Source organism: Hymenobacter armeniacus, assembly GCF_014699055.1.
Lineage (GTDB): Bacteria > Bacteroidota > Bacteroidia > Cytophagales > Hymenobacteraceae > Hymenobacter > Hymenobacter armeniacus.
On record NZ_JACXAC010000004.1, the window covers coordinates 751399 to 771284 of the forward strand.

Consider the following 19886-nt stretch of genomic DNA (forward strand, 5'->3'; position numbering starts at 1 on the left):
GGACACTTCTCGAAATGCCCGCGCTTACAACTGTTTCGGTGGTGGAGCTAGCCACCGGCAATACCCTGGCCTACTGCAGCCGTCGGCGTGGCTTCAACCCCGTCACCACGGCTGGCCACCAAGTCGAACTACTGCGCCAGCAGCAACAGGCCATGGCCGCGCTTGCCCTGCGCGGCGAGCGTCTGGAAGACATCCTCATCCCTTTTCGAAAACAACTACAGCTATTCCGCCTCGCCAAAAACGGCCAGTGGTTTGTGTTTCTGGCCGTGCGGGCCGAAGACACGCCCCTGGCGCTGGCCCGCGAGCTCCTCAAGTCCATTGTTGCCTAAAACCCAATCATTCATTCAATACCCCATTCTCTTTTTTCCTTATCATGGCTTACTCGACAAATTCCCCCGCTGGCAAAGTAGTACAAGACGTGTTGAACGATTTGCCGGGCCTGGTGGCCGTGGCGGTGGTCGACATCACCTCGGGCATGGCCCTGGCCTCGCACTCGAACTCGCCGGCCCTCAACCCCGAAACCGCCGCCGCCTACAACACGGAAGTGGTGAAGCAAAAGCAGAAAGCCATGTCGGCCCTGAAGCTGAGCGGCGAGAACATCGAGGACATCCTCATCACCCTCACCAACCAGTTTCACCTCATCAAGCTGGCGGGCAACAAGTTCATCTATCTGGTGGTGAACTCGCGCGAAACCAACCTGGCCATTGCCCGCGAGGTGCTGCGCTCGACGGCCGCCAACCTGAACTAATGCTGCTTGCCCCAACGGTGCGGCCGTTGGGCTACCACCCCTGGCCGGGCGCGCCCGCTACCCCGCGGCGCGTCTGGCCACCAGCCGGGACTACCCACCCCGCGCCCCATGAAAATTCCTTTTCTCAAGCAACTGCAGCGGCTCACGGGGCCCGTGGCCCACGAGGTGGTGCTGGCGGCCCCCGGGCCGGAAAGCGCCCGCATTGAAAGCGCCATCCGGCACCTGCTGGGCGACCTGCCCGACCTGCTGATGGCGGCCGTGGTAGACGTGGCCACCGGCAAAGCCCTGGCCACCTACACCGCCGACCGCGACCTGCGGCCCGGCCCGCTGGTGGGTTTCAACGCCGAGGCGGTGCGGCAGGTGCAGGCCGGGCTTCGGGCCCAGGGGGCAGCGTCGGAAAAGGTGGAAGAAATGCTTTTCACGCTGCGCTCGCAGCTGCATTTGCTGCGGCTGGTGCCTTCGGAAAAGCAGTTTGTGTACTTGGCGGTGGACTCGCGCGACACCAACCTGGCCATTGCCCGCGAAGTGGTGCGCGGCGGCATTGCCCTACTGGAGCCCCCCAGGTAGGGCACGGTGAAGGTGGAGACAAGTAGGGCGACTGAGAACACGCCGGCCTTTCCAGTAGCCTCCGGCGCCGGGTGCACGGCCCGCTCTGCATTGCTACCTGCTGGATAAGGCCCGTGGCTGGCCGGTAAAGCCACAAAACTCATTTTTTACCCTTTTTTTCTGTTCACCATGAAGCTTACCGCTACCCCATTTGACCCGCAGACCGGCGAATTGCTGCCGGTGTACCGCGACGCCTACCTGCGCGGCGACCTGGCCCGTTCCTCGGCCCGCGCCGTGGAAGAGTACCTCCGCAACGATGCCACGCAGGCCCACACCACCGTCACGCGCTGGCACGAAATGTCGACCGAGGAGGCCGAGGCCGCCGCGCCGACCACCTGGGTGCAAAAGCAGCTGCTCTTCATTCGGGAACAGCCGCAGCGCTTCCGCCGCCGGGCGTTCTCGATGGTGGGCGCGGCCGCGCTGGTAGCGGGCGTGTCGATGGCCGGCACTCGCCTGCCGTCGCACAACGCACCGGCCGTGCCGGCGTCGCTGCCCGAAATGACGTCGCTGGCCGCCGCCAGCACCGCCGCGGCCGAGGCGGCGGCCGAAGCCAACGCCTCCCGCCTCGTGACCGTGAGCGGCCGCATTCTGAACGAGGCCGGCCAGCCGCTGGTGGGCGCCACCGTGCTGCGCAAAGGCACCAGCCTGGGCGCCAGCACCGACGCCAACGGCCGCTACACCCTGCGCCTGCCCGCCGCCGTGGCCGCCACGGCCACGCTGCAATACGGCTACGCCGGCTACCACGACCAGGAGCTGAAAGCCGCCGACGCCTCGGCCCAGGGCGTGACCCTGCAGCCCCGCGCCAAGCGCAAGCACTGGCTGTTTTTCTAATTCCAGGCCCCGGCTGCCTGCCCGGGTTATCCTATTCTCAGTGAAAGCAAGGACCTACCGTAAGCACGTTGCAAATAAGCTTAAAGAATCTTCTCTTACCAATCCCCCTTCTTCAATAGCCGATATGGCCTACTCTACTAACAGTCCTGCCGGGAAGGCAGTCGATGGAATCATCACCGATTTGCCGAGCCTAGTGGCCGTGGCGGTGGTCGACGTTACCTCGGGCATGGCCCTGGCCTCGCACTCGAACTCGCCGGCCCTCAACCCCGAAACCGCCGCCGCCTACAACACGGAAGTGGTGAAGCAAAAACAGAAAGCCATGTCGGCCCTGAAGCTGGCCGGCGAGAAGATTGAGGATATTCTGATTACGCTGACCAATCAGTTTCATCTCATTAAGCTAAATTCGGCCGGCAACAAGTTCATCTATCTGGTGGTGAACTCGCGCGAAACCAACCTGGCCATTGCCCGCGAGGTGCTGCGCTCGCACGCCGACGAAATCAACTGATTGTTGCGGTAGCTGTTTTGCCCGGAAAAGCCCGTTCACCGTTGTGAGCGGGCTTTTTGCTTGTGCTGCCAGACGGGGCCAGGTGGGGGCCGAGCGGCCGGCTTATCCGGCGGCCGGGAAATTTCGTTAAGCGAAGCTCATCTCTTCTCGCCATGCAAAAGACTTCGAAACGCTCGTATGCCACGCCTCCCCGGCGCGGGGCTGCTTTTTGGCCCACCGTCGGCTTTGCCACCCTCGCCGGCATGCGCAGCATGAGCGCCCCGGCCTTTCTGAGCCATTATTTGTCGCGCCAGCCCCACGCGGGGCTGGCGGGTTCGCGGCTGCGCTTCCTGCAGAAGCCCGTCACGGCCGGGCTGCTCAAAGTGATGGCCGCGGGCGAAATGGTGGCCGACAAGCTACCCAACACCCCCAACCGCATTGCGCCCGAGGTGCTGGCCGGCCGGCTGCTGTCGGGGGCGCTGGTGGGGGCGGCCTGGTACCGCTCGCGGCATGGCAGCGCCCTGGGCGGCGGGCTGCTGGGGGCGGCAGTGGCGTTTGCGTCCACGTTCGTGAGTTACGCGCTGCGCACGGGCATCAGCGAAAAATCGGGGGTGCCGGTGGCGCTGGTGGGCGTGGGCGAAGACGCGCTGGTGCTGGCCGGCGGTGCCGCGCTGATTGGCTCCCGGCGTCCGGCCGTGAGCGAGTGGCGCCCGCTGTAAGGCGCGGTCAGGCCTTTTGCCGGCCACCCAGCACCACCAGCACCACGGCCAGCACGATGAGTGCCGCCCCGCCCAGCATTTGGGGGTTCAGCACTTCGCCGGCGAAGGCCCAGCCCAGCAGCACGGCCACCACGGGGTTGACGAAGGCGTAGGTGCCCGCCAGGGCCGGTTCTACCACGCGCAGCAGCCAGATGTAGGCCGTGAACGCCACGATGGACCCGAACGAAACCAAATACGCAAACGCCACCCACGACTTGGCCGTGACCTGCGCCAGCTCGAACCCGGTTGCTTCGCCCTTCAGAAAGCCCACCACGAGCATGGCCACGCCCCCGCACAGCATTTGCATGCCGCCGGAGAGAAAGGGCGAGGCCGACGGCCGGTGGTTTTTGGCGTAGAGCGAGCCGATGGACCACACCAGCGAAGCCAGCAACACCGCAAACACCCCCAGCCCGGTGTGGCCGGGCTGCTTCACGGCCGCGGCGTGGGTGTGGGCCACCAGCAGGTACATGCCCGCCATGCCGTCGGCCAGGCCCAGCGTCACCCACTTGGTGGGCCGCGGAGAAAGCCCGCTGGCCCAGCCCAGCACCGCCAGAAACATGGGCACCGTGGCCACCAGCAGCGCCGTGATGCTGCTGGGCAAATACACCACGCCCAGCGTGGTGCCGCCATTGCCAAAGCCCAGCAGGCACAGCCCTATCAGCGCCGCGAAGCCCCAGCCCTGGCGGGTGGGTGCCGGCTCGCCCTGCCAGCGCATAAACAGGTAGAGCAGCCCGCCCGCCAGCGCGTAGCGGGTGCCGGCCATGAGCAGCGGGGGCATGCTGGCCACGGCAAACTTCATTACCAGGTAAGTAGAGCCCCAAATGAGGTAGACCAGCGCAAAGGCCGTGAGCAGCGCGGCCCGCGAAGGCGCGGCCGGAGTAGGTTCGGACATGGAATGGAAAGAATGACCGCAAAACTACGGCTAAGCCCACCTGCAGGGCCGGGCTCGAATTCCTGCTGCTCGTTGTTGCTTTGTGTAATGAAGAAGAACCTCCTGTTGGCTCTGCTGTGGCTTGGGGCGCTGCGCCCGGCCGCCGCCCAGCTCCTGCAACCCAAGCCGGCTTTCACCCGCGCCGACTCGCTGCGCGGCAGCCTCACCTCGCCGCTGCGCACTTGCTACGACCTCAACTACTACCACCTCGACGTGAAGCTGGACCCGGCCAAGCGGTTCATCAGCGGCACGAACCTGTTTCGGTTTACGGCCACGCAGGATTTCACCCGGCTGCAATTTGACCTGTTTGCCAACCTGCAGGTGGAGAAAGTGCTGTACAAAGGCAAGGAAGTGCCTTTCGCCCGCGAGGCCAACGCGGTATTCGTCACCTTCCCGAAAGCCATTGCCAAGGGCAGCCGCGACGAGTTCACGGTGCAGTATTCCGGCAACCCCACGGTGGCCAAAAAGGCGCCTTGGGACGGCGGGATGGTCTTCACGCAGGACGCCGCGGGCAAGCCCTGGGTGGCCACGGCCTGCCAGGGCACGGGCGCCAGCATTTGGTGGCCCACCAAAGACCAGCAGGCCGACGAGGTGGACTCCATGCTCATCAGCGTGAGCGTGCCCACGGGCCTGAAGGATGTGTCGAACGGCCGCCTGCGCAAAACTACCAAGCTGAAAGGCGGCTACACCCGTTTCGACTGGGCCGTGCGCAACCCCATCAACAACTACGACGTGGCCCTGAACGTGGGCGACTACCAGCACTTCTCCGACTCGTACCAAGGCGAAAAAGGGCCCTTGACGCTTGATTACTGGGTGCTGCCCGAGAACGTGGCCAAGGCCAAAGCCCAGTTTGCCGCCAACGTGAAGCCCATGCTCAAAAGCATGGAGCACTGGTTCGGCCCCTACCCGTGGTACCAGGACGGCTACAAGCTGGTGGATGCCCCGCACCTCGGCATGGAACACCAGAGCGCCGTGGCTTACGGCAACAAGTACCAGAACGGCTACCTGGGCCGCGACCGCAGCAACACCGGCTGGGGCTCGAAGTGGGACTTCATCATCATTCACGAGAGCGGCCACGAGTGGTTTGGTAACAACATCACCACCCAAGACATTGCCGACATGTGGGTGCACGAAAGCTTCACCACGTATTCTGAGGCGCTGTTTGTGGAAAGCCAGTTTGGCAAAACCGCCGGCCAGGAATACATCCACGGCCAGCGCCGCAACATCCAGAACGACGGTCCCATCATCGGCCCCTACGGCGTGAACCAGGAAGGCTCGGGCGACATGTACGACAAGGGCAGCGCCCTGCTCAACACCCTGCGCACCATTCTGAACAACGACGAGAAGTGGCGCCAAACCCTGCGCGGCCTCTCCAGCACCTTTTACCACCAAACCGTGACCGGCCAGCAGGTGATGGACTACCTCAACCGCGAAACCGGCCGCGACTTCACCAAAGTCTTCGACCAGTACCTGCGCCACGCCAGCCTGCCCACGCTGGAAGTGCGCTTCGAGGACGGTAAAACCCTGGCCCGCTGGGTGAGCGAGGTGGAGAAATTTGACATGCCGATGCGCGTGCGCGTGAAGGGCGGCGAGTACCAGTTCATCAAGCCCACCGCCAAGTTCGCGGAAGTGAAGGAGCTGGCCGGGGCGACCCGGGAGACGCTGGAAGTCGACACCTTCAACTTCTACATCGGCGTGCTGGTGGACTAACGCCGTGCGGCTACCGCTGCGCCTGCCCGCCCACCAGCGCTTCGAGGCGACGCAGCCGCACTTCCAGCGCGGCCGCGGAAGGACCGGCCTGGGCCGCGGGCGCCGACTGCTGGCGGCGCAGGGCGGCGTTTTCGGCTTCCAGGGCCCGCACCCGGCGGTAGAGGGCCTGAATGGCAATGAGGTTCACGCCGTCGAAATCCGACTGGTTGATGGTGGTGTCGTTGCCGATGGTGCCCACGCCGTCGTGCCCGAAGGCGGCGTAGAAATCCTGGGCCATAGGGCCGTAGTGGCGCATGGTGCTGGGGTCCTGACCTTTGTAGTTCCACGAGCCTAGGCGCATGCCGTCGATGCGGGCCAGGAACTGGTTGCCGTCGGCCAGCCGACGCCGCTCCTTTTTGGTCGAGTCGGAAATGACCTGCCAGGCGTTGCCGCCGTTGGCCGCCAAACTCACGCCCACGGTCATGGCTGCGTTGGTGAAAAGACGGTAGCCGCCGGCGTAGCGGGCCGAAAACTGGTTGTTGGCCGAGGCGCGCAGCGAGTCGTTGCCGGTGGCGTCGGCGATGACGAAGGTGCCGCTGCGGCCGTTGGCCGAGGCGAAGCGGCCCAGGGCGATGGCGTTGGCGGCGTTGGCGGTGCACCGCTCGCCCAGGGCCACGGAGTAGTTGCCCTGCACCTTGCTGTTGAGGCCCCCGACCAGATTGTAATTGCCCTTGGCGCGGCAGTTCCGGCCGATGACCAGAGCCCCGGAGGACAACTGGTCGATGGCGTTGTCGCGGCCCAGGCAGGTGGCGTAGTTGCCCCGCACGTTGTTGTTGTAGCCGGCGGCCAAGCTGTAGATGCCCGCGACCAGGTTGTTGTAGCCGAAGGCGGCGGAGTAGAAGCCCATGTTGGCGCCGTCCCACTGGTTGCCATCCACGCCGCCGGCCCGGAAGGAGCCGTAGTACGGGGTCCACATCAGCCGGTCGCCCAGGCCCGAGGCGGGCGGCGTAGTGGAACCGTAGCCGATGCTGGTGCGCACGAGGAAACCCGCGTCGACGTCGGTGAGGTAGAGGCCGGCGGCGTTGTCGTAGACGCCGAAGGGACGGGGAGCGGCAGCCAGGCGCACCAGGCCGTTGCCATCAATGCGGAGCCCCACGGTGCCGGGCGCGGCGGCTGTGCCGCCCACCAGGCGGTTGCCGCCCAGGTTGAGGTTGCGGGTGGCGGTGTGGTTGCCGAGGTTGTCGCCGCTGCGCGTCTTGTCGGGAATGTAGAGCCATGCGCCGCCCACGCAGTACCAGAAGCCTTTGCGCCCGTCGGTCTGGAACACCATCAGCCCGTCGGGCGGCGCGGCGATGCCGGCGCGCGTGGCCGAATCCATGCGCGGAATGAGCAAGCCCTTGCCGGTGGCCGAGATGTCGAGGGCTGCTTGGGGGGCGGGCGAGGCGGTGCCGATGCCCACCGAGCCCGTTTGGGCCGCGGCCGCGGTGGCCAACAGCAGCCCGGTTGCGAGCAGGTACAGGTGTTTCATAGCGTGCGTGCGGTTAGCGAGGAAAATCGAAATAGTCCACTGCGGCCGCGGCCAGCAAGCTTTGGTAGTCAACAACGGCAAATGGTATGTGAACGCCCGGGCCTCGGCAGTGAGCGGCCCGCCGAAATGCGTCCTTGTTTGTTATCAGGGGGTGTGGGGCAAGCGCGGCGCCCGCGGCGGGCCGTTCTTTTGTGCACCACCCACCTGTGCTGTGCCGTACCTTCGCGGCGCGAATTATCACCGAACCTCCGGCTCATGAATCAATACGACGTCACCGTCATCGGCTCCGGCCCCGGCGGCTATGTAGCGGCCATCCGCTGCGCCCAGCTGGGCCTCAAAACGGCCCTCATCGAGAAATACCCCACCCTGGGCGGCACCTGCCTCAACGTGGGCTGCATCCCCAGCAAGGCCCTGCTCGACTCGTCGGAGCACTACCACAACGCCCATTCGGCCTTCGCCGACCACGGCATCGGCCTCGACAACCTGCGCGTCGACATGAACCGCATGATTGACCGCAAGGCCGGCGTGGTGAAGGCCAACGTCGACGGCATCGCCTACCTGATGAAGAAAAACAAAATCGACGTCCTCACCGGCGTCGGCTCTTTTGTTGACGCAACCCACATCAGCATCGCGCCTACGGCCGGCGGCGAAGCCCAGCAGATTGAAACCAAAAACGTCATCATCGCCACCGGCTCCAAGCCCACGGTGCTGCCGTTCATTGCCCAGGACAAGGAGCGCATCATCACCAGCACCGAGGCCCTGAACATCCGCGAAGTGCCCAAGCACATGATTGTGATTGGCGGCGGCGTGATTGGCCTTGAAATGGCCTCCGTCTACGCCCGCATCGGCGCGAAAGTGAGCGTGGTGGAGTTCATGGACAGCATCATCCCGACCATGGACCGCGGCCTGGGCAAGGAGCTGAAGCGCGTGCTGGGCAAAATCGGCATCGAGTTTTTCTTCTCGCACAAAGTGACCGGCGCCACCCGCGACGGCGACACCGTGACCGTGACCGCCACCAACGCCAAGGGCGAGGAAGTGAAGTTTGAAGGCGACTACTGCCTCGTGGCCGTGGGCCGTGTGCCCTACACCGCCGGCCTCAACCTGGAAGCCGCCGGCGTGCAGATGGAAGAGCGCGGCCGCATCAAGGTCGACGAGCACCTGCAAACCAACGTGCCCGGCATCTACGCCATCGGCGACGTGGTGCGCGGCGCCATGCTGGCCCACAAGGCCGAGGAAGAAGGCGTGTTCGTGGCCGAAACCATCGTGGGCCAGAAGCCCCACATCAACTACCTGCTCATCCCCGGCGTGGTGTATACCTGGCCCGAAGTGGCCGGCGTGGGCTACACCGAGGAGCAGCTCAAGGAGCAGGGCAAGGCCTACAAAGTGGGCTCGTTCCCCTTCAAAGCCAGCGGCCGCGCCCGCGCCAGCGGCGACACCGACGGCTTCGTGAAGGTGCTGGCCGACAAAACCACCGACGAAATCCTGGGCGTGCACATGATTGGCCCGCGCATCGCCGACCTCATCGCCGAAGCCGTGACCGCCATGGAGTTCCGCGCCTCCGCCGAGGACGTGGCCCGCATGAGCCACTCGCACCCCACCTACGCCGAGGCCATGAAAGAAGCCTGCTTGGCGGCCACGGAGAACCGGGCGATTCACATGTAAGTCGGAGCGTGTAGATTGCCCCTGAAAAGCGGCGGAGACCTTGAGGTTTCTGCCGCTTTTTTTATATTTAAACTACTGAAAAATTTAACTTTATGTCTGCTGCTCTGCGCTATTATGTTGGATTCAAGACAAGTGGAAGCATACCTCGGATAGAAAAGTTGTTGCTCGATACAATTGATATCACTGGGTTATCAATTGTTGCTACTAGTAACGTGAATGAGGATGGAAAGAGAGTTTTAGTCTGGATTATAAAGGCTAAATCCAGAGGGGGTATTTTCAAAGATTCAATGGAGGTAAGAATTTTTGAGTATGATGGCGAATATATAATTGTGAGTAATCCTGCTAGTAGGGGAGCCCCGTATTTAGTTGTTAGCCTTCTATTCGTATTCCAACAATTAGGTGGAGTGCTAAACGATATCCTTCCGGATTGGGCCGGTAAATCATGGGACGTTGTGAGGCCTAGTTGGAATTCAAGCAAAGTCCATACTCCAGAATAGAAAGAAAGCGTGAACAATAGGCTATTCATACATAATTGCCTACTGAACCAGCAACTGAAAGCGGCGGAAGCTCCCGCAGTTTCGGCAGCTTTTCGCATGGGGGCGGGCGGCTTTTCACCGCTTGCCGAAGCTCGCTTGCTACTTCCGGATGCCCGCCAAACGGTTCCGGACTACAAACCTTTGCTTCCGGACGCTCGCCAATCGTTTCCGGACGCCTGCCAACCGCTTCCGGACCGCAAACCTTAGCATCCGGAGCCTCGCCAAACGCTTCCGGATGCCCGCCAACCGTTTCCGGACACTTGCCAGTCGTTTCGGGACCACAAACCTTCGTTCAGGACGACAAACCTTTCATCAGGACGATAAACCTTCGGCCCGGACCACAAACCTTCGGTCAGGACTACAAACCTCCGCCCTATTTGATATGCTTACTTTTGAAGCATGTCACCCCAGTCCCTCACGCCCGCTAACAACCCCGTGGCCTCGGGCAGCTTCAACGTGTACGCCCGCGAGCAATTCATCAGCGACAAGGTGGCGTTTGGGCGGCGCGACTACTACAAGATTTCGCTGCTCACTGGCAGCAGCCGCTACAACTACGCCACCCGCGGCGTGCTGATTGACCGGCCCGCGCTGGTGTTTTCTAACCCGCTGATTCCGTATTCCTGGGAGCGGGTGTCGGAGGAGCAGGGCGGCTACCTGTGCATGTTCACCGAGGAGTTTCTCATTGTGAACGACCGGGCGGCCAGCCTGCAGGAGTCGCCGCTGTTCCGGCTGGGCTCCGACCCGGTGTACCTGGTGGATGAAACGCAGTACGCCGACCTGAGCTACTTCTTCCGCAAGATGCTGCAGGAGATGCACTCGGGCTACGTGTACCAGCAGGAGGTCACCCGCAACTACCTCAACCTGCTCATTCACGAAGCCCTGAAGCTGCAGCCGCAGGCCAGCTATTACCAGCACCCCAACGCCGCCACGCGCATTGCGGCCTTGTTTCAAGGGCTGTTGGAGCGGCAGTTTCCCATCGACTCGCCCGCGCAGGGCCTGAAGCTGCGCACGCCCGGCGACTTCGCCCGCCAGCTCTCGGTGCACGTCAACCACCTCAACCGGGCCGTGCGCGACCTCACCGGCAAAACCACTTCCGTGCACATCGCCGAGCGCCTCATCCGCGAGGCCCGCGCCCTGCTGCAGCACACCGACTGGAGCACCGCCGAAATCGCCTACAGCCTCGGCTTCGAGTACCCGACCTACTTCAACAACTTCTTCAAGAAGCAAACCGGCACCACGCCCTCGGCCCACCGGGCGGCGGTGGGCCGGGTGCCGGCGGTTTGAATTTCTTATTCTTTCGTTTGAATCCCGTTAGGGCGCCGCGGCGGGGGAGGGGACTTTTGTGCTGTTCTACTAACCCAGTCAAAACCCTCTCATGAAATACGTCCTCATCACCGGCGCCAACAAAAGCATCGGCTTCGAAACCGCCCGCCAGCTGCTCCAGCACGGCTATTACGTGTACCTGGGCAGCCGCAACCTCGACAACGGCCAGCAGGCCGTGGCCCAATTGCACGCCGAAGGCCTCAGCCAGGTCGAGCCCGTGCAAATTGACGTCACCGATGCCGCCTCGGTAGCCGCCGCCCGCCAGGCCATCGGCCAGAAAACTCCCGTCCTCGACGTGCTCATCAACAACGCCGGCATCAGCGGCGGGGGCGTGCCCCAAACCGCCATCGACACCAGCGTGGCCACGTTCAAGGAAGTGTACGACACCAACGTATTCGGCGTGGTGCAGACCACCCAGGCCTTCCTCGACCTGCTGCGCGCCGCGCCCGCGCCCCGCATCGTGAACGTGACTTCGGGCCTGGGTTCGGTGAGCCTGAACGCCGACCCAGGCTGGAAGTACTACGCCGTGAAGACGGCCGCCTATGGCTCCTCCAAGGCCGCGCTCAACATGTACACCATCGTGCTGGCCTACGAGCTGCGCGACACCCCGTTCAAAGTGAACGCCGTGGACCCCGGCTACACCGCCACCGATTTCAACCACCACAGCGGCCCCGGCACCGTGCCCGATGCGGCTGCCCGCGTAGTCAAAGCCGCTCAGTTGCCGTCGGATGGCCCCACCGGCCAGTTTTTCAGCGACGACAATGCGCCCGAAACCGGCATCAGCCCCTGGTAATTCTAGCGCAGGGCCCAACGAAAAAGCGGCCGAAGCTACAGAAGCTTCGGCCGCTTTTTCGTTTTAGAAAAGGCAGTGCTTAGAAAGCCAGTGCGCGGCCTTTGGGGTCCTCGCCGTATTGGTTTTCGCCGGGCGTGCCTTCGGTGCAGGCCAGTACCAGCAGCCAGATGGCGCCCACCAAAGGAATGAAAACGATGAGCGTGAACCAGCCGCTTTTGCCCACGTCGTGCAGCCTCCTAACGCCTACGGCCAGGCCCGGAATGAACAAGGCAATGGCCAGCAGCCCGGAAATGGCACCCCCGTTATCGCCCGTGAGTGCGTAGTCGGCCACGGCGGCCACAATAGAGAAAAGGAAGTTGAACAAGACGAACATCCAGTATTCTTTCCGGCGGGCGCGGCCGGAGAACACGGCATATTTTTTTAGAGCGAGTATGAAGTATTCCATTGGCAATCTGGGGTAGCAAATCCTACTCGTAAGGCTTTTCGGTAACGCCCCGTTTTTTAGCGTGGGTTCTGGGCTCCACTGCCTCAGCCGGCAGAGGCGCCGGTTGAATGCCGGAGAAAAGTACGCATCCGAATCCAGTTCGCAATATTGTGTTCCTTCGTTATCATGATTTCTTAACCAGACCTGCCTCATGTCCCGCACCGATGCCTTCGCCCAAACCCAGCCCGCCAGCCGTGCCGAGTGGCGGCAATGGCTGGCCGAGCACCACGCCAGCGCCCCCGGCGTGTGGCTGGTGTATTGCAAAAAAGCCAGCGGCCAGCCCAGCGTGACCTACTCCGAAGCGGTGGAAGAAGCCCTCTGCTTCGGCTGGATAGACTCGCACCCGCGCAAGCTCGACGCCGACCGCACGCAGCTGCTCTTCACCCCGCGCAAGCCCAAAAGCGGCTGGAGCAAGGTGAACAAAGAGCGGCTGGAGCGCCTCGAAGCCGCCGGCCGGCTCCAGCCCGCCGGGCTGGCCGCCATTGCCCGCGCTAAGCAAAACGGCGCCTGGGAAAGCCTCGACGCCGCCGAAGCCGGCCACGTGCCCGAAGACCTGGCCGAGGCTTTGGCGGCTAATGCGGCCGCGGAAGCCAGTTTTGCCGCCTTCGCGCCCTCGGCTCGGAAGCAGATTCTGACTTGGGTGCTGGGCGCCAAGCAGCCCGACACCCGCGCCCGCCGCGTGGCCGAAACCGTGCGCATGGCCGCCCTGGGCAAGCGGGCAAACTACGATAAAGAGTAGGGCAGGAGGGCGCAGAAGCCCGTCGTGCCGGGCGCAGCCGAGGCACCGCGCGCGGAGGGGTAATCAAAATCATCAGGCGAGTGGTTTACTGCGGCACGCGGGCTGCCTCGGCTGCGCCCGGCCTGGCGTTTCTTTGAGTTCTTGGTCGAGCCTCGCCGCATCCGCCGCATCCTTGCCGCACCTGTTTCCCCTTTGCCGCTCCCACCCCGTATGCTTTCCGAACCCACCTACCTCACGGCGCGCATGGCCGCGCCCATGATTGCGGCCCACTTTGCCCGGCACCACGCCGCCAGCCTGGAAGACGCCGACCGGCTGGCCGCGCCGCCCGAGGCGCAGTGGGTAGAGGCCGTAATTGACGTGGCCTTCTGGGCCAGCCTGCGCCGCGAGGAAGGGCACCCGCCCCGTATTTCGCTGGCCCTGCTGCCGCCCGAGCAAATCCGGCGGCCGCTGCTGTTTGGCCACAAGCGCCGCCTCACGCCCTACAACCTGCTCAAGCTGGCGCCCGCCGTAGAGCAGCCCGGCATCCACCTCGGGGTGTGGCACGACGCCGACGGCCTCTACCTCTGGGGCACGGCCAACACCATTCCGTCGCTCTGCTTCGTGCTCGAAGTGGTGGAGCCCGGCCTGCTGGTGGCGAAGCACCGCCGTGTGGGCGGCTTCGGCAAGTACGTGAACGTGGCCGTGCTGCGCGGCGACCACCTGCAGCTGGTGGACGAAGAGCACGGCGGCCTGGCCGACTGCCCGGCCCTGCGCGCTTTTCTGCCCGGCCGGAGCCTGCCCTCGGCCGGTTCCGGCGAGGTCGACAACGTGCTGCTGGAGCTGGCCGCCACCATGCGCGCCCACGGCCGCGGCGGCTTGGTGCTGGTGGTGCCCGCCGGCTCCGACCGGTGGCAGGAATCGGTGGTGCACCCGCTCACCTACCCCGTGACGCCGGCTTACAAGGGCATCAAGCTGCGGCGCCGGCCGGGGCAAACGCGCCGCCGCCGGCAGGATTTGCTGCACCGCAGCATCGGGGTGGTGGGCGGCTTTACGGCCGTGGACGGGGCCACCGTCATCACCCAAGACTACCACCTGCTGGCTTTCGGGGCCAAGGTGACGCGCGCCGCCAGCAGCACGCCCGTCGAAACGATGACGCTGACCGAGCCCGTGGTGGGCAGCGAGCCCCGGCAGCTGCACCCGGCCCAGAACGGCGGCACCCGCCATTTGGCCGCCGCTCAGTTTGTGCACGACCAGCACGACGCCATTGCGCTGGTGGCTTCCATGGACGGCTTTTTTACGGTTTTCGCCTGGTCGGAAGATTTGCAGCAGGTGCACGCTCACCGCATCGACGTACTGCTGCTTTGAGGCAGCACAGGCGAGCTGCATCCGGCGCTTTTGTGGTTAGCTTCGCTCCCTGTTTTCACGCCCGAGCTCTACTGTCCGATGCCTTTTTGTGTACGCCGCTGCGCCTTTTTCGTGTTGATGCTGCTGGCTGCGCACCAGGGATTTAGCCAGGCCGCCGCTCCGGCCGCGCTGGCGCAGGCAGCTAAGCTGGAAGCCGAAAAGAAATATGAATCGGCCTATCAGGTCCTCGATAAAGCGGACCCCAAAAACCAGCAGCCCGCCGTGGTGCTGCAAAAGGAAAAGCTCCTGCTCAACTACTACCTGATTGCCCTCAACTTTCAGGGTTTCGGGCTGAAAGACCTGGCCGCGGGCGAAACGGTGGAGCGCCTGCGCGGCAAGGAAGGCAACTACAGCATGCACCTGCTCGACATTCCGCAAACGCTGGCGCGGCTGCAGAAACAGTTTCCGCAGGATTACCGCCTCAGCCAGGGCCTGGGCGACTACTATTACCGCGCCATGCTCTGCCACTGCGGCGAGCAGGACAAGACCGAAGCGCAACTGCTGGATTTGGTGATTGAGCACTACGGCCGGGCCCATGCGCACCAGTTGGGCGATTTCATGACGTATTACGCCGTGGGCTACGGCCACCTCGCGCAGGGCCGGGCCCAGCCCAGCGTGGCCCCGTTTGAGAAGTCCATCGCCCTGAATCCGCAATACCCCGACGCGCCCTACAACCTGGCGTACGCTCTGCTGCAGCTGAAAAAGCCGGCCGAAGCCATTCCCTACGCCCAAACCTCGCTCCGGCTCTACACCGACCCCGCCCTAAAGGCCGATGCCGCCCGCATGCTCGGGGAGCTCTACCAGCAGCAACAGCAGCCCGCTGAGGCCAAAAAGGCGCTGCTGCAAAGCCTGGACCTGCAGCCCCAGCACTATGCCACGGTGCGCAGCCTGCTGGAGCTCGCCGTGACCACGCACGCGGCCGACGCCACCGCCTGGGCCACCCGCCTCTACCGCCTCAATCCGGCCGACGACCAGATGTTTTCCGACATCATGGACATCTACCAGGCCCAAAACCAGTGGGCCGAAGCGGAAGCGTTTTTCAGCGGCCAGCTGCCCGCGGCGCCGAAAACGCCCGCGGCGCAGGGCCTGCTGCACCTGTACCTGGCCATCCTCAACATGCAGCTCAGGCGCCCGCAGGTGGCCCGCCCGCATTTCCTGACCGCCCAAACCCAGCTGAAAAAAGTGGCCAAGCCCGACAACCCGCTGTTTCAGATGATTGAAAAAGGGCTGGCCGAGAGCAAGCCCTAGCCGCAGCTTTGCCTCAAGCCAGCAGCCAAAAGCGCCAGCCGCCCCAGTACTGCGCGTAGTGCGCAGCAAACGGCCGTAGCTGGCGGCTGAGCGGCAAGTGATGCCCCGCGGCGTAAGCGTCGTAAGCCGTGCTGTCGGGAAAGGTTTGGCGAAGGTTCGAGCCGAGGTCGTAGGTGTAGAACAGGTTGTCGTCGGCTTGGGCGCAGAGCACGTCGTCGGCCAGTTGGTAGGCCACGACTTCGGATTGGTCGATGGCGCGGACGGGTTCGAAGTAGGCCATGGTGCCGTTGATTTCTTCCATGGCCTCGCCGTGGCCCAGCGGGATGCGGGCGTAGTCGCCCAGGCCGTGGTTGCCCCAATACGTGAGCGAATACAGGAACAAGCCCACCGAAATCAGAAACCCGTAGCGCCACCAAAACCGCTTGGGCCGGGTGCTGGCCCGGGCAAACGGGCTGGTGGGGTCCACCGTGCGCACAAACTTGGCCACTTGCAGCAGCAAGGCGGCGTAGACCGAGGCCAGCACCGAAATTTTAACTACCGTGAAAACGAGGTGAACGAGAACTTCCACGCGAAGGCAATGAATTATGGAGCAGCAACGGCACTCGCCAGACCGGGTGAGCCAACCGCCGATGGCCGGCGGCGCAAATAAATCGGAAACATTACGGGCCCTGCTTCCGAATACTCTAATTCGCCGGCCGCGTCCCTGCCCCCGGTGTTGCGTTTACTACGCCATGGCTTTCCCACTGCAGTTTTTTCTGGAAACCGTTGTTTTACCGAACCTTCTCATGGCCAAGAACAAAAAGAAAAAGCACAAAAAAGACGACGTGTCGGAAGATATTCTGGACGTCGCCACCTTGTCCATCAGGAAGTTTCGCAAGGTGACCAAAGAAATTGGCAAGCTCAGCACCGGCCAGAAACTGGTGGGCGGCATTGCGCTGGTGGCCGCCGGGCTGGCCTACCTGGCCTCGCAGGAGGAAGAGGGCGCCGGCCCCGAGCGGGCCGATGAGGCGACGCCGCTGAAGCTGCACGCCCACCGGCCCGACGCCGACGATGAAACCGACGCCGACGACTACGAAACCGAAGCGCCCCCGAAGCCCCACAAACACCGAAAAATCACCAAGGCCCGCCCCAAGCCCGGCCCGGAGGTCTAAATCCGGAGGAATTCCCGCGCACATCACCCGTACCAACCTCACCTCGTCATGAAAAAGACCAAGAAAAACAAAGCCGCCAAAAAAGCCACCCTGCTGGGCGGCGCCACCAAGTCGCTCAAGAAGCTGGGCAAGGGCAAAGGCCTCGGCAAGCTCAGCACCACCCAGAAAGTGGTGGGCGGCGCGGCACTCGTGGCCCTGGGCCTGAGCTACCTCTCGAAGCGCCGCGCCGGCAAAGCCGCCGAAGCCACCGCGCCCACCAGCAGCACCAGCGCCACTTCCGACGCCCTGGCCGCCGAAGAAAGCCTGGCCGCCATGGACGGCAACGCCTAGAGGGGTGCAGAGACGCACTATTTTGCGTCTTACCGGCCCAAACGCAAAAAGGCTGACGCTCCGCGAGCGTCAGCCTTTTTCTATTTACTGAAGTACGGCGCTATTCTGCGGCCGGTGCGGCCGGGGGCGGCGTGGCGCTGCCGAGGCGCACGCGCACGGCGTTGGGGCCTTTGGGGCCCATTTCCACCTCAAACGTCACTTTGTCGTTTTCGCCGATGGTGATGCCGCCCAGGCCGTTGGCGTGCACGAAAATGCTTTCCTGCGTTTGCGAGTCGCGGATGAAGCCGTAGCCTTTCGAGGTGTTAAAGAACGTCACTGTGCCGGTGCGCAGGGTGTCCTCGGGCTCGCGGTCTTCCTGCTTGCGCACGCTGATTTGAATTTCCTCGTCCTTGATGACGCGCTTCTTCGTGGGGTCGGGCGGGGTGGAGGTGATGTTGCCGTTTTCGTCAACGTACGCAAACATCTCTTCCAGGGCCGCGCCGGATTTGGCGTTGGCCTGGCGCTCGGCTTTGCGCTCCTCCTTCTCGGTTTTCTTCTTGGCGCGCTTTTTCTCGTTGTCTTTCTTACCAAATGTCTCTTGAGACCTACCCATAGTTTTTTGCTGCTAAATCATTGTGTCTGAGTTTCGCGTCGTCACGAAGCGAAAAACAGAGGAGTGGATTGCGACGAAGATACGCAATAATTGAGGCGCATCCGCGGGCCTGCTTACCGCGGCGAATGCCACCGCGCCTTCCGCCAGGCTTCCTGCTGCGGGGGCTTGAGGAACGTCCAGGCCACGAGGCGGCTTTTTTTCTGGCCCTGGGCCATGCCAATGGTGCGCACGTCGGTGGCGCCGGCCGTTTTGAGGGCGCGGTACACGCCGGGCAGGGTGTCTTTTTTCGACACCAGCGTGGTGTACCAGTAGGCGGAAGTGGGCCGCCGGGCGCTTTCCTGCACCATGCGGCGGATGAAGCCCGCTTCGCCGCCCTCGCACCACAGCTCGTTGTTTTGGCCGCCAAAGTTGAGGGCCGGGCGCGGGGCGCGGCCGGTGCCCAGGCCCGTGGCTTTGCGCTGGCTGCCGGCCGCGGCCTCGGCCGCCGAGGCGTGAAACGGCGGGTTGCACATCGTGAGGTCGAACACTTCGCCGGCCTGGATAAGGCCGTCGAAAATGCGGGTGCGGGCGGGCTGCAGGCGGGCCTCAATGGCGCCGGCCAGGCTGGGGTTGGCGGCCTCAATCTGCTGGGCGGCCCGCACGGCCACGCCGTCCACGTCGGAGCCCACGAAGTGCCAGCCGTATGCGCGCCGGCCAATGATGGGGTAAATGCAGTTGGCGCCCACGCCCACGTCGAGCACCGCGATGTCTTGGCCGGGCGGCAGGGTGCCGCCGTTGCTATCGGCCAGCAAATCGGCCAGGTAATGCACGTAGTCGGCCCGGCCGGGGATGGGCGGGCACAGATAGCCTTTGGGAATGTCCCAGTACTCGATGCCGTAGAACTCGCGCAGCAGGGCCTTGTTCAGGGCCTTCACGGCGGCGGGGTTGGCAAAGTCGATAGAGAGGTTGCCGAATTTGTTGGGCTGCACGAAAGCGGCCAGCTCGGGCGAGGCCTTGCTCAGCGCCGGGAAGTCATAGGGCGCGCGGTGGGGGTTGCGCGGGTGCAACTGGTCTTTTTCGGTGGGCGCCGCGGGAGCGGCAGGGGCGGGTTTTTTCATCGGGCCGGTCAGGTGGTTTTGTAAAGGTACCAGCCCTCGCCCAGGGGGCGCAGCATGATGAGGCGTTCGGGCGTCATGGCCGGCAGCTGGGCCGGCTGGGGCTGGTAGAGCAGGCCCACCGTGCTGTTCACCTTGCCCCCGATGACGAACTCCAGGCAGCTGGTGCAGCCGGTTTCGCGGCGCGTCACGCGGCTCAGGTACAGCTTGCGCAGCAGGGCGTGCACGGCGGGGGCGGCGTTGGCGGCTTTTTCGCCGGCGGCAAGGCTGTCAGCAACAAAGTAGTTGCCCGCCTGCACCAGGCCCAGCAGCTTGCGAAAATCGGCCTTGTTTTTCCGGAAGTGGGCGGCAATGTCGGCATCGGCGGCGGTCCACAGGCGCAGGTTGCCCACCGTGAAGGCGTGGCTGGCGTCGGGGTGCTTGCGGTCGTACTCGGCCACCTCGGCCGGCGGCAGCGCCGACAGCAGCTCCACCATGGGCGGGCCCAGGTGCGTCATGGCCAGGTTGCGAATGGCTTGCAGCTTCCAGGCCGTGCCTTCTTTGGCAAAATGCAGGTAGAAGTCGCGGCGCTCAGCGGGGTCGCGCAGCTCCACGGCCACCACGGCGGTGCTGTCGCCCTGGCGCAGCAGCTCGCAGCTGCGCTGCAGCCGGGCCGGAATTTGCTGGCCCAGGGTTTCCTGGCGGGCCTGGCCGGCGGCCTCGCAGCAGAGGTAGTCCTTCATGTCGGCCCAGCCGGTGGGCGCCACAAACTGCTCGGCAATTTGCAGCGGCTGAAGGGGCGCAGGCGGGGCCGCGAAGCCGGGAAACCACAGCCAAAGCAGCAGGAATACGTGTTTCATTCGAAAGCCTAACCCCAAAGTAGAACGGGATAATTCCGCCGGGCCCGGCGGGCACCACACTAGCGCCGGCCGGCCGGGCCCGCGCCGCGTCCACCGGTCTTGCCCGGCCGGGGTGGCCCCGGCTCTTATACACATCT

23 protein-coding genes are annotated in these 19886 nt (G+C 64.1%); 16 read left to right on the forward strand and 7 right to left on the reverse strand.

Features of this window, described 5'->3' with window-relative positions; genetic code table 11:
* Positions 1 to 14: 14 nt before the first annotated feature.
* From IC234_RS14555 to IC234_RS14580, 6 genes are all read left to right on the forward strand, one after another.
* Positions 15 to 329 carry a hypothetical protein gene (locus IC234_RS14555; RefSeq protein WP_190925881.1) on the forward strand — a complete coding sequence of 105 codons (315 nt, stop codon included), beginning with the start codon at positions 15 to 17 and terminating at the stop codon, positions 327 to 329.
* Positions 330 to 373: 44 nt separating this feature from the next.
* Positions 374 to 748, forward strand: a complete 375-nt coding sequence (locus IC234_RS14560) for a roadblock/LC7 domain-containing protein (protein WP_190925883.1) — start codon at positions 374 to 376, stop codon at positions 746 to 748.
* A gap of 108 nt (positions 749 to 856) precedes the next feature.
* A complete protein-coding gene (locus tag IC234_RS14565) occupies positions 857 to 1315 on the forward strand; it encodes a hypothetical protein (protein WP_190925885.1) in 459 nt (152 codons plus the stop codon).
* A 168-nt stretch (positions 1316 to 1483) separates the two neighbouring features.
* Positions 1484 to 2185 carry a carboxypeptidase-like regulatory domain-containing protein gene (locus tag IC234_RS14570; RefSeq protein ID WP_190925887.1) on the forward strand — a complete coding sequence of 234 codons (702 nt, stop codon included), beginning with the start codon at positions 1484 to 1486 and terminating at the stop codon, positions 2183 to 2185.
* Between the two features lie 124 nt (positions 2186 to 2309).
* Positions 2310 to 2690 (forward strand): hypothetical protein, encoded by a 381-nt coding sequence (locus IC234_RS14575; protein ID WP_190925889.1) that lies wholly within the window; start codon positions 2310 to 2312, stop codon positions 2688 to 2690.
* A 152-nt stretch (positions 2691 to 2842) separates the two neighbouring features.
* Positions 2843 to 3388, forward strand: coding sequence for a DUF4126 family protein (locus IC234_RS14580; protein ID WP_190925891.1), 546 nt, complete (start codon positions 2843 to 2845; stop codon positions 3386 to 3388).
* A 7-nt stretch (positions 3389 to 3395) separates the two neighbouring features.
* On the opposite strand, the gene IC234_RS14585 is transcribed toward IC234_RS14580, so the two are convergent.
* Positions 3396 to 4319 carry an EamA family transporter gene (locus IC234_RS14585; protein WP_190925893.1) on the reverse strand — a complete coding sequence of 308 codons (924 nt, stop codon included), beginning with the start codon at positions 4317 to 4319 and terminating at the stop codon, positions 3396 to 3398.
* Positions 4320 to 4406: 87 nt separating this feature from the next.
* Between IC234_RS14585 and IC234_RS14590 the strand changes: the two genes are divergently transcribed.
* A complete protein-coding gene (locus IC234_RS14590; protein WP_190925895.1) occupies positions 4407 to 6068 on the forward strand; it encodes a M1 family metallopeptidase in 1662 nt (553 codons plus the stop codon).
* Positions 6069 to 6078: 10 nt separating this feature from the next.
* Here IC234_RS14590 and IC234_RS14595 read toward each other — a convergent pair whose 3' ends face one another.
* Positions 6079 to 7575 (reverse strand): tail fiber domain-containing protein, encoded by a 1497-nt coding sequence (locus IC234_RS14595; RefSeq protein WP_190925897.1) that lies wholly within the window; start codon positions 7573 to 7575, stop codon positions 6079 to 6081.
* Between the two features lie 255 nt (positions 7576 to 7830).
* Here IC234_RS14595 and lpdA point away from each other — a divergent pair, with 255 nt between their 5' ends.
* From lpdA to IC234_RS14615, 4 genes are all read left to right on the forward strand, one after another.
* Positions 7831 to 9237: a dihydrolipoyl dehydrogenase gene (gene lpdA / locus IC234_RS14600; RefSeq protein WP_190925899.1), complete on the forward strand. Its 1407-nt coding sequence runs from the start codon at positions 7831 to 7833 to the stop codon at positions 9235 to 9237.
* A 92-nt stretch (positions 9238 to 9329) separates the two neighbouring features.
* Positions 9330 to 9734 (forward strand): hypothetical protein, encoded by a 405-nt coding sequence (locus tag IC234_RS14605; RefSeq protein WP_190925901.1) that lies wholly within the window; start codon positions 9330 to 9332, stop codon positions 9732 to 9734.
* 438 nt (positions 9735 to 10172) lie between these two features.
* Positions 10173 to 11057: a helix-turn-helix domain-containing protein gene (locus IC234_RS14610; protein ID WP_190925904.1), complete on the forward strand. Its 885-nt coding sequence runs from the start codon at positions 10173 to 10175 to the stop codon at positions 11055 to 11057.
* Positions 11058 to 11148: 91 nt separating this feature from the next.
* Positions 11149 to 11889, forward strand: coding sequence for an SDR family oxidoreductase (locus IC234_RS14615; RefSeq protein WP_190925906.1), 741 nt, complete (start codon positions 11149 to 11151; stop codon positions 11887 to 11889).
* 79 nt (positions 11890 to 11968) lie between these two features.
* Here IC234_RS14615 and IC234_RS14620 read toward each other — a convergent pair whose 3' ends face one another.
* Positions 11969 to 12334, reverse strand: a complete 366-nt coding sequence (locus IC234_RS14620; RefSeq protein WP_190925908.1) for a DUF805 domain-containing protein — start codon at positions 12332 to 12334, stop codon at positions 11969 to 11971.
* A gap of 190 nt (positions 12335 to 12524) precedes the next feature.
* Here IC234_RS14620 and IC234_RS14625 point away from each other — a divergent pair, with 190 nt between their 5' ends.
* The 3 genes from IC234_RS14625 to IC234_RS14635 all read left to right on the forward strand — a co-directional run bounded on the left by IC234_RS14625 (position 12525) and on the right by IC234_RS14635 (position 15743).
* Entirely contained in the window at positions 12525 to 13112 is a 588-nt protein-coding gene (locus tag IC234_RS14625; protein WP_190925910.1) for a YdeI/OmpD-associated family protein, read from the forward strand.
* 210 nt (positions 13113 to 13322) lie between these two features.
* A complete protein-coding gene (locus IC234_RS14630; RefSeq protein WP_190925912.1) occupies positions 13323 to 14456 on the forward strand; it encodes a putative sensor domain DACNV-containing protein in 1134 nt (377 codons plus the stop codon).
* Positions 14457 to 14534: 78 nt separating this feature from the next.
* Entirely contained in the window at positions 14535 to 15743 is a 1209-nt protein-coding gene (locus IC234_RS14635; protein WP_190925914.1) for a tetratricopeptide repeat protein, read from the forward strand.
* Between the two features lie 13 nt (positions 15744 to 15756).
* Here IC234_RS14635 and IC234_RS14640 read toward each other — a convergent pair whose 3' ends face one another.
* Positions 15757 to 16311 carry a hypothetical protein gene (locus IC234_RS14640; RefSeq protein WP_190925916.1) on the reverse strand — a complete coding sequence of 185 codons (555 nt, stop codon included), beginning with the start codon at positions 16309 to 16311 and terminating at the stop codon, positions 15757 to 15759.
* Between the two features lie 217 nt (positions 16312 to 16528).
* On the opposite strand from IC234_RS14640, the gene IC234_RS14645 reads away from it, so the two are divergent.
* Both IC234_RS14645 and IC234_RS14650 read left to right on the forward strand, forming a co-directional pair.
* On the forward strand, positions 16529 to 16894 hold the full coding sequence (locus IC234_RS14645) for a hypothetical protein (RefSeq protein ID WP_190925918.1): 366 nt from the start codon (positions 16529 to 16531) through the stop codon (positions 16892 to 16894).
* Positions 16895 to 16942: 48 nt separating this feature from the next.
* Entirely contained in the window at positions 16943 to 17224 is a 282-nt protein-coding gene (locus tag IC234_RS14650) for a hypothetical protein (RefSeq protein WP_190925920.1), read from the forward strand.
* Positions 17225 to 17324: 100 nt separating this feature from the next.
* Here the strand turns inward: IC234_RS14650 and IC234_RS14655 are convergent, their stop codons facing one another.
* The 3 genes from IC234_RS14655 to IC234_RS14665 all read right to left on the reverse strand — a co-directional run bounded on the left by IC234_RS14655 (position 17325) and on the right by IC234_RS14665 (position 19749).
* Complete coding sequence (locus IC234_RS14655) at positions 17325 to 17816, reverse strand: cold-shock protein (RefSeq protein ID WP_190925922.1); 492 nt, start codon at positions 17814 to 17816, stop codon at positions 17325 to 17327.
* A 113-nt stretch (positions 17817 to 17929) separates the two neighbouring features.
* On the reverse strand, positions 17930 to 18913 hold the full coding sequence (rlmF, locus tag IC234_RS14660; protein WP_190925924.1) for a 23S rRNA (adenine(1618)-N(6))-methyltransferase RlmF: 984 nt from the start codon (positions 18911 to 18913) through the stop codon (positions 17930 to 17932).
* Positions 18914 to 18921: 8 nt separating this feature from the next.
* The gene (locus tag IC234_RS14665) at positions 18922 to 19749 is read right to left on the reverse strand and encodes a hypothetical protein (protein ID WP_190925926.1); all 828 of its coding nucleotides are present in this window, start codon (positions 19747 to 19749) and stop codon (positions 18922 to 18924) included.
* Positions 19750 to 19886: the final 137 nt, after the last annotated feature.

Bases quoted from the DNA above. Each gene is read 5' to 3' on its own strand.
- IC234_RS14610 (WP_190925904.1), top strand. From the start codon at position 10,173: ATGTCACCCCAGTCCCTCACGCCCGCTAACAACCCCGTGGCCTCGGGC.
- IC234_RS14635 (WP_190925914.1), top strand. From the start codon at position 14,535: ATGCCTTTTTGTGTACGCCGCTGCGCCTTTTTCGTGTTGATGCTGCTG.
- IC234_RS14650 (WP_190925920.1), top strand. From the start codon at position 16,943: ATGAAAAAGACCAAGAAAAACAAAGCCGCCAAAAAAGCCACCCTGCTG.
- IC234_RS14595 (WP_190925897.1), bottom strand. From the start codon at position 7,575: ATGAAACACCTGTACCTGCTCGCAACCGGGCTGCTGTTGGCCACCGCG.
- IC234_RS14590 (WP_190925895.1), top strand. From the start codon at position 4,407: ATGAAGAAGAACCTCCTGTTGGCTCTGCTGTGGCTTGGGGCGCTGCGC.
- IC234_RS14555 (WP_190925881.1), top strand. From the start codon at position 15: ATGCCCGCGCTTACAACTGTTTCGGTGGTGGAGCTAGCCACCGGCAAT.
- IC234_RS14625 (WP_190925910.1), top strand. From the start codon at position 12,525: ATGTCCCGCACCGATGCCTTCGCCCAAACCCAGCCCGCCAGCCGTGCC.
- IC234_RS14575 (WP_190925889.1), top strand. From the start codon at position 2,310: ATGGCCTACTCTACTAACAGTCCTGCCGGGAAGGCAGTCGATGGAATC.
- IC234_RS14580 (WP_190925891.1), top strand. From the start codon at position 2,843: ATGCAAAAGACTTCGAAACGCTCGTATGCCACGCCTCCCCGGCGCGGG.
- IC234_RS14570 (WP_190925887.1), top strand. From the start codon at position 1,484: ATGAAGCTTACCGCTACCCCATTTGACCCGCAGACCGGCGAATTGCTG.
- IC234_RS14665 (WP_190925926.1), bottom strand. From the start codon at position 19,749: ATGAAACACGTATTCCTGCTGCTTTGGCTGTGGTTTCCCGGCTTCGCG.
- IC234_RS14620 (WP_190925908.1), bottom strand. From the start codon at position 12,334: ATGGAATACTTCATACTCGCTCTAAAAAAATATGCCGTGTTCTCCGGC.
- IC234_RS14645 (WP_190925918.1), top strand. From the start codon at position 16,529: ATGGCCAAGAACAAAAAGAAAAAGCACAAAAAAGACGACGTGTCGGAA.
- IC234_RS14630 (WP_190925912.1), top strand. From the start codon at position 13,323: ATGCTTTCCGAACCCACCTACCTCACGGCGCGCATGGCCGCGCCCATG.
- IC234_RS14565 (WP_190925885.1), top strand. From the start codon at position 857: ATGAAAATTCCTTTTCTCAAGCAACTGCAGCGGCTCACGGGGCCCGTG.
- IC234_RS14605 (WP_190925901.1), top strand. From the start codon at position 9,330: ATGTCTGCTGCTCTGCGCTATTATGTTGGATTCAAGACAAGTGGAAGC.
- IC234_RS14585 (WP_190925893.1), bottom strand. From the start codon at position 4,319: ATGTCCGAACCTACTCCGGCCGCGCCTTCGCGGGCCGCGCTGCTCACG.
- IC234_RS14560 (WP_190925883.1), top strand. From the start codon at position 374: ATGGCTTACTCGACAAATTCCCCCGCTGGCAAAGTAGTACAAGACGTG.
- rlmF (WP_190925924.1), bottom strand. From the start codon at position 18,913: ATGAAAAAACCCGCCCCTGCCGCTCCCGCGGCGCCCACCGAAAAAGAC.
- IC234_RS14615 (WP_190925906.1), top strand. From the start codon at position 11,149: ATGAAATACGTCCTCATCACCGGCGCCAACAAAAGCATCGGCTTCGAA.
- lpdA (WP_190925899.1), top strand. From the start codon at position 7,831: ATGAATCAATACGACGTCACCGTCATCGGCTCCGGCCCCGGCGGCTAT.
- IC234_RS14655 (WP_190925922.1), bottom strand. From the start codon at position 17,816: ATGGGTAGGTCTCAAGAGACATTTGGTAAGAAAGACAACGAGAAAAAG.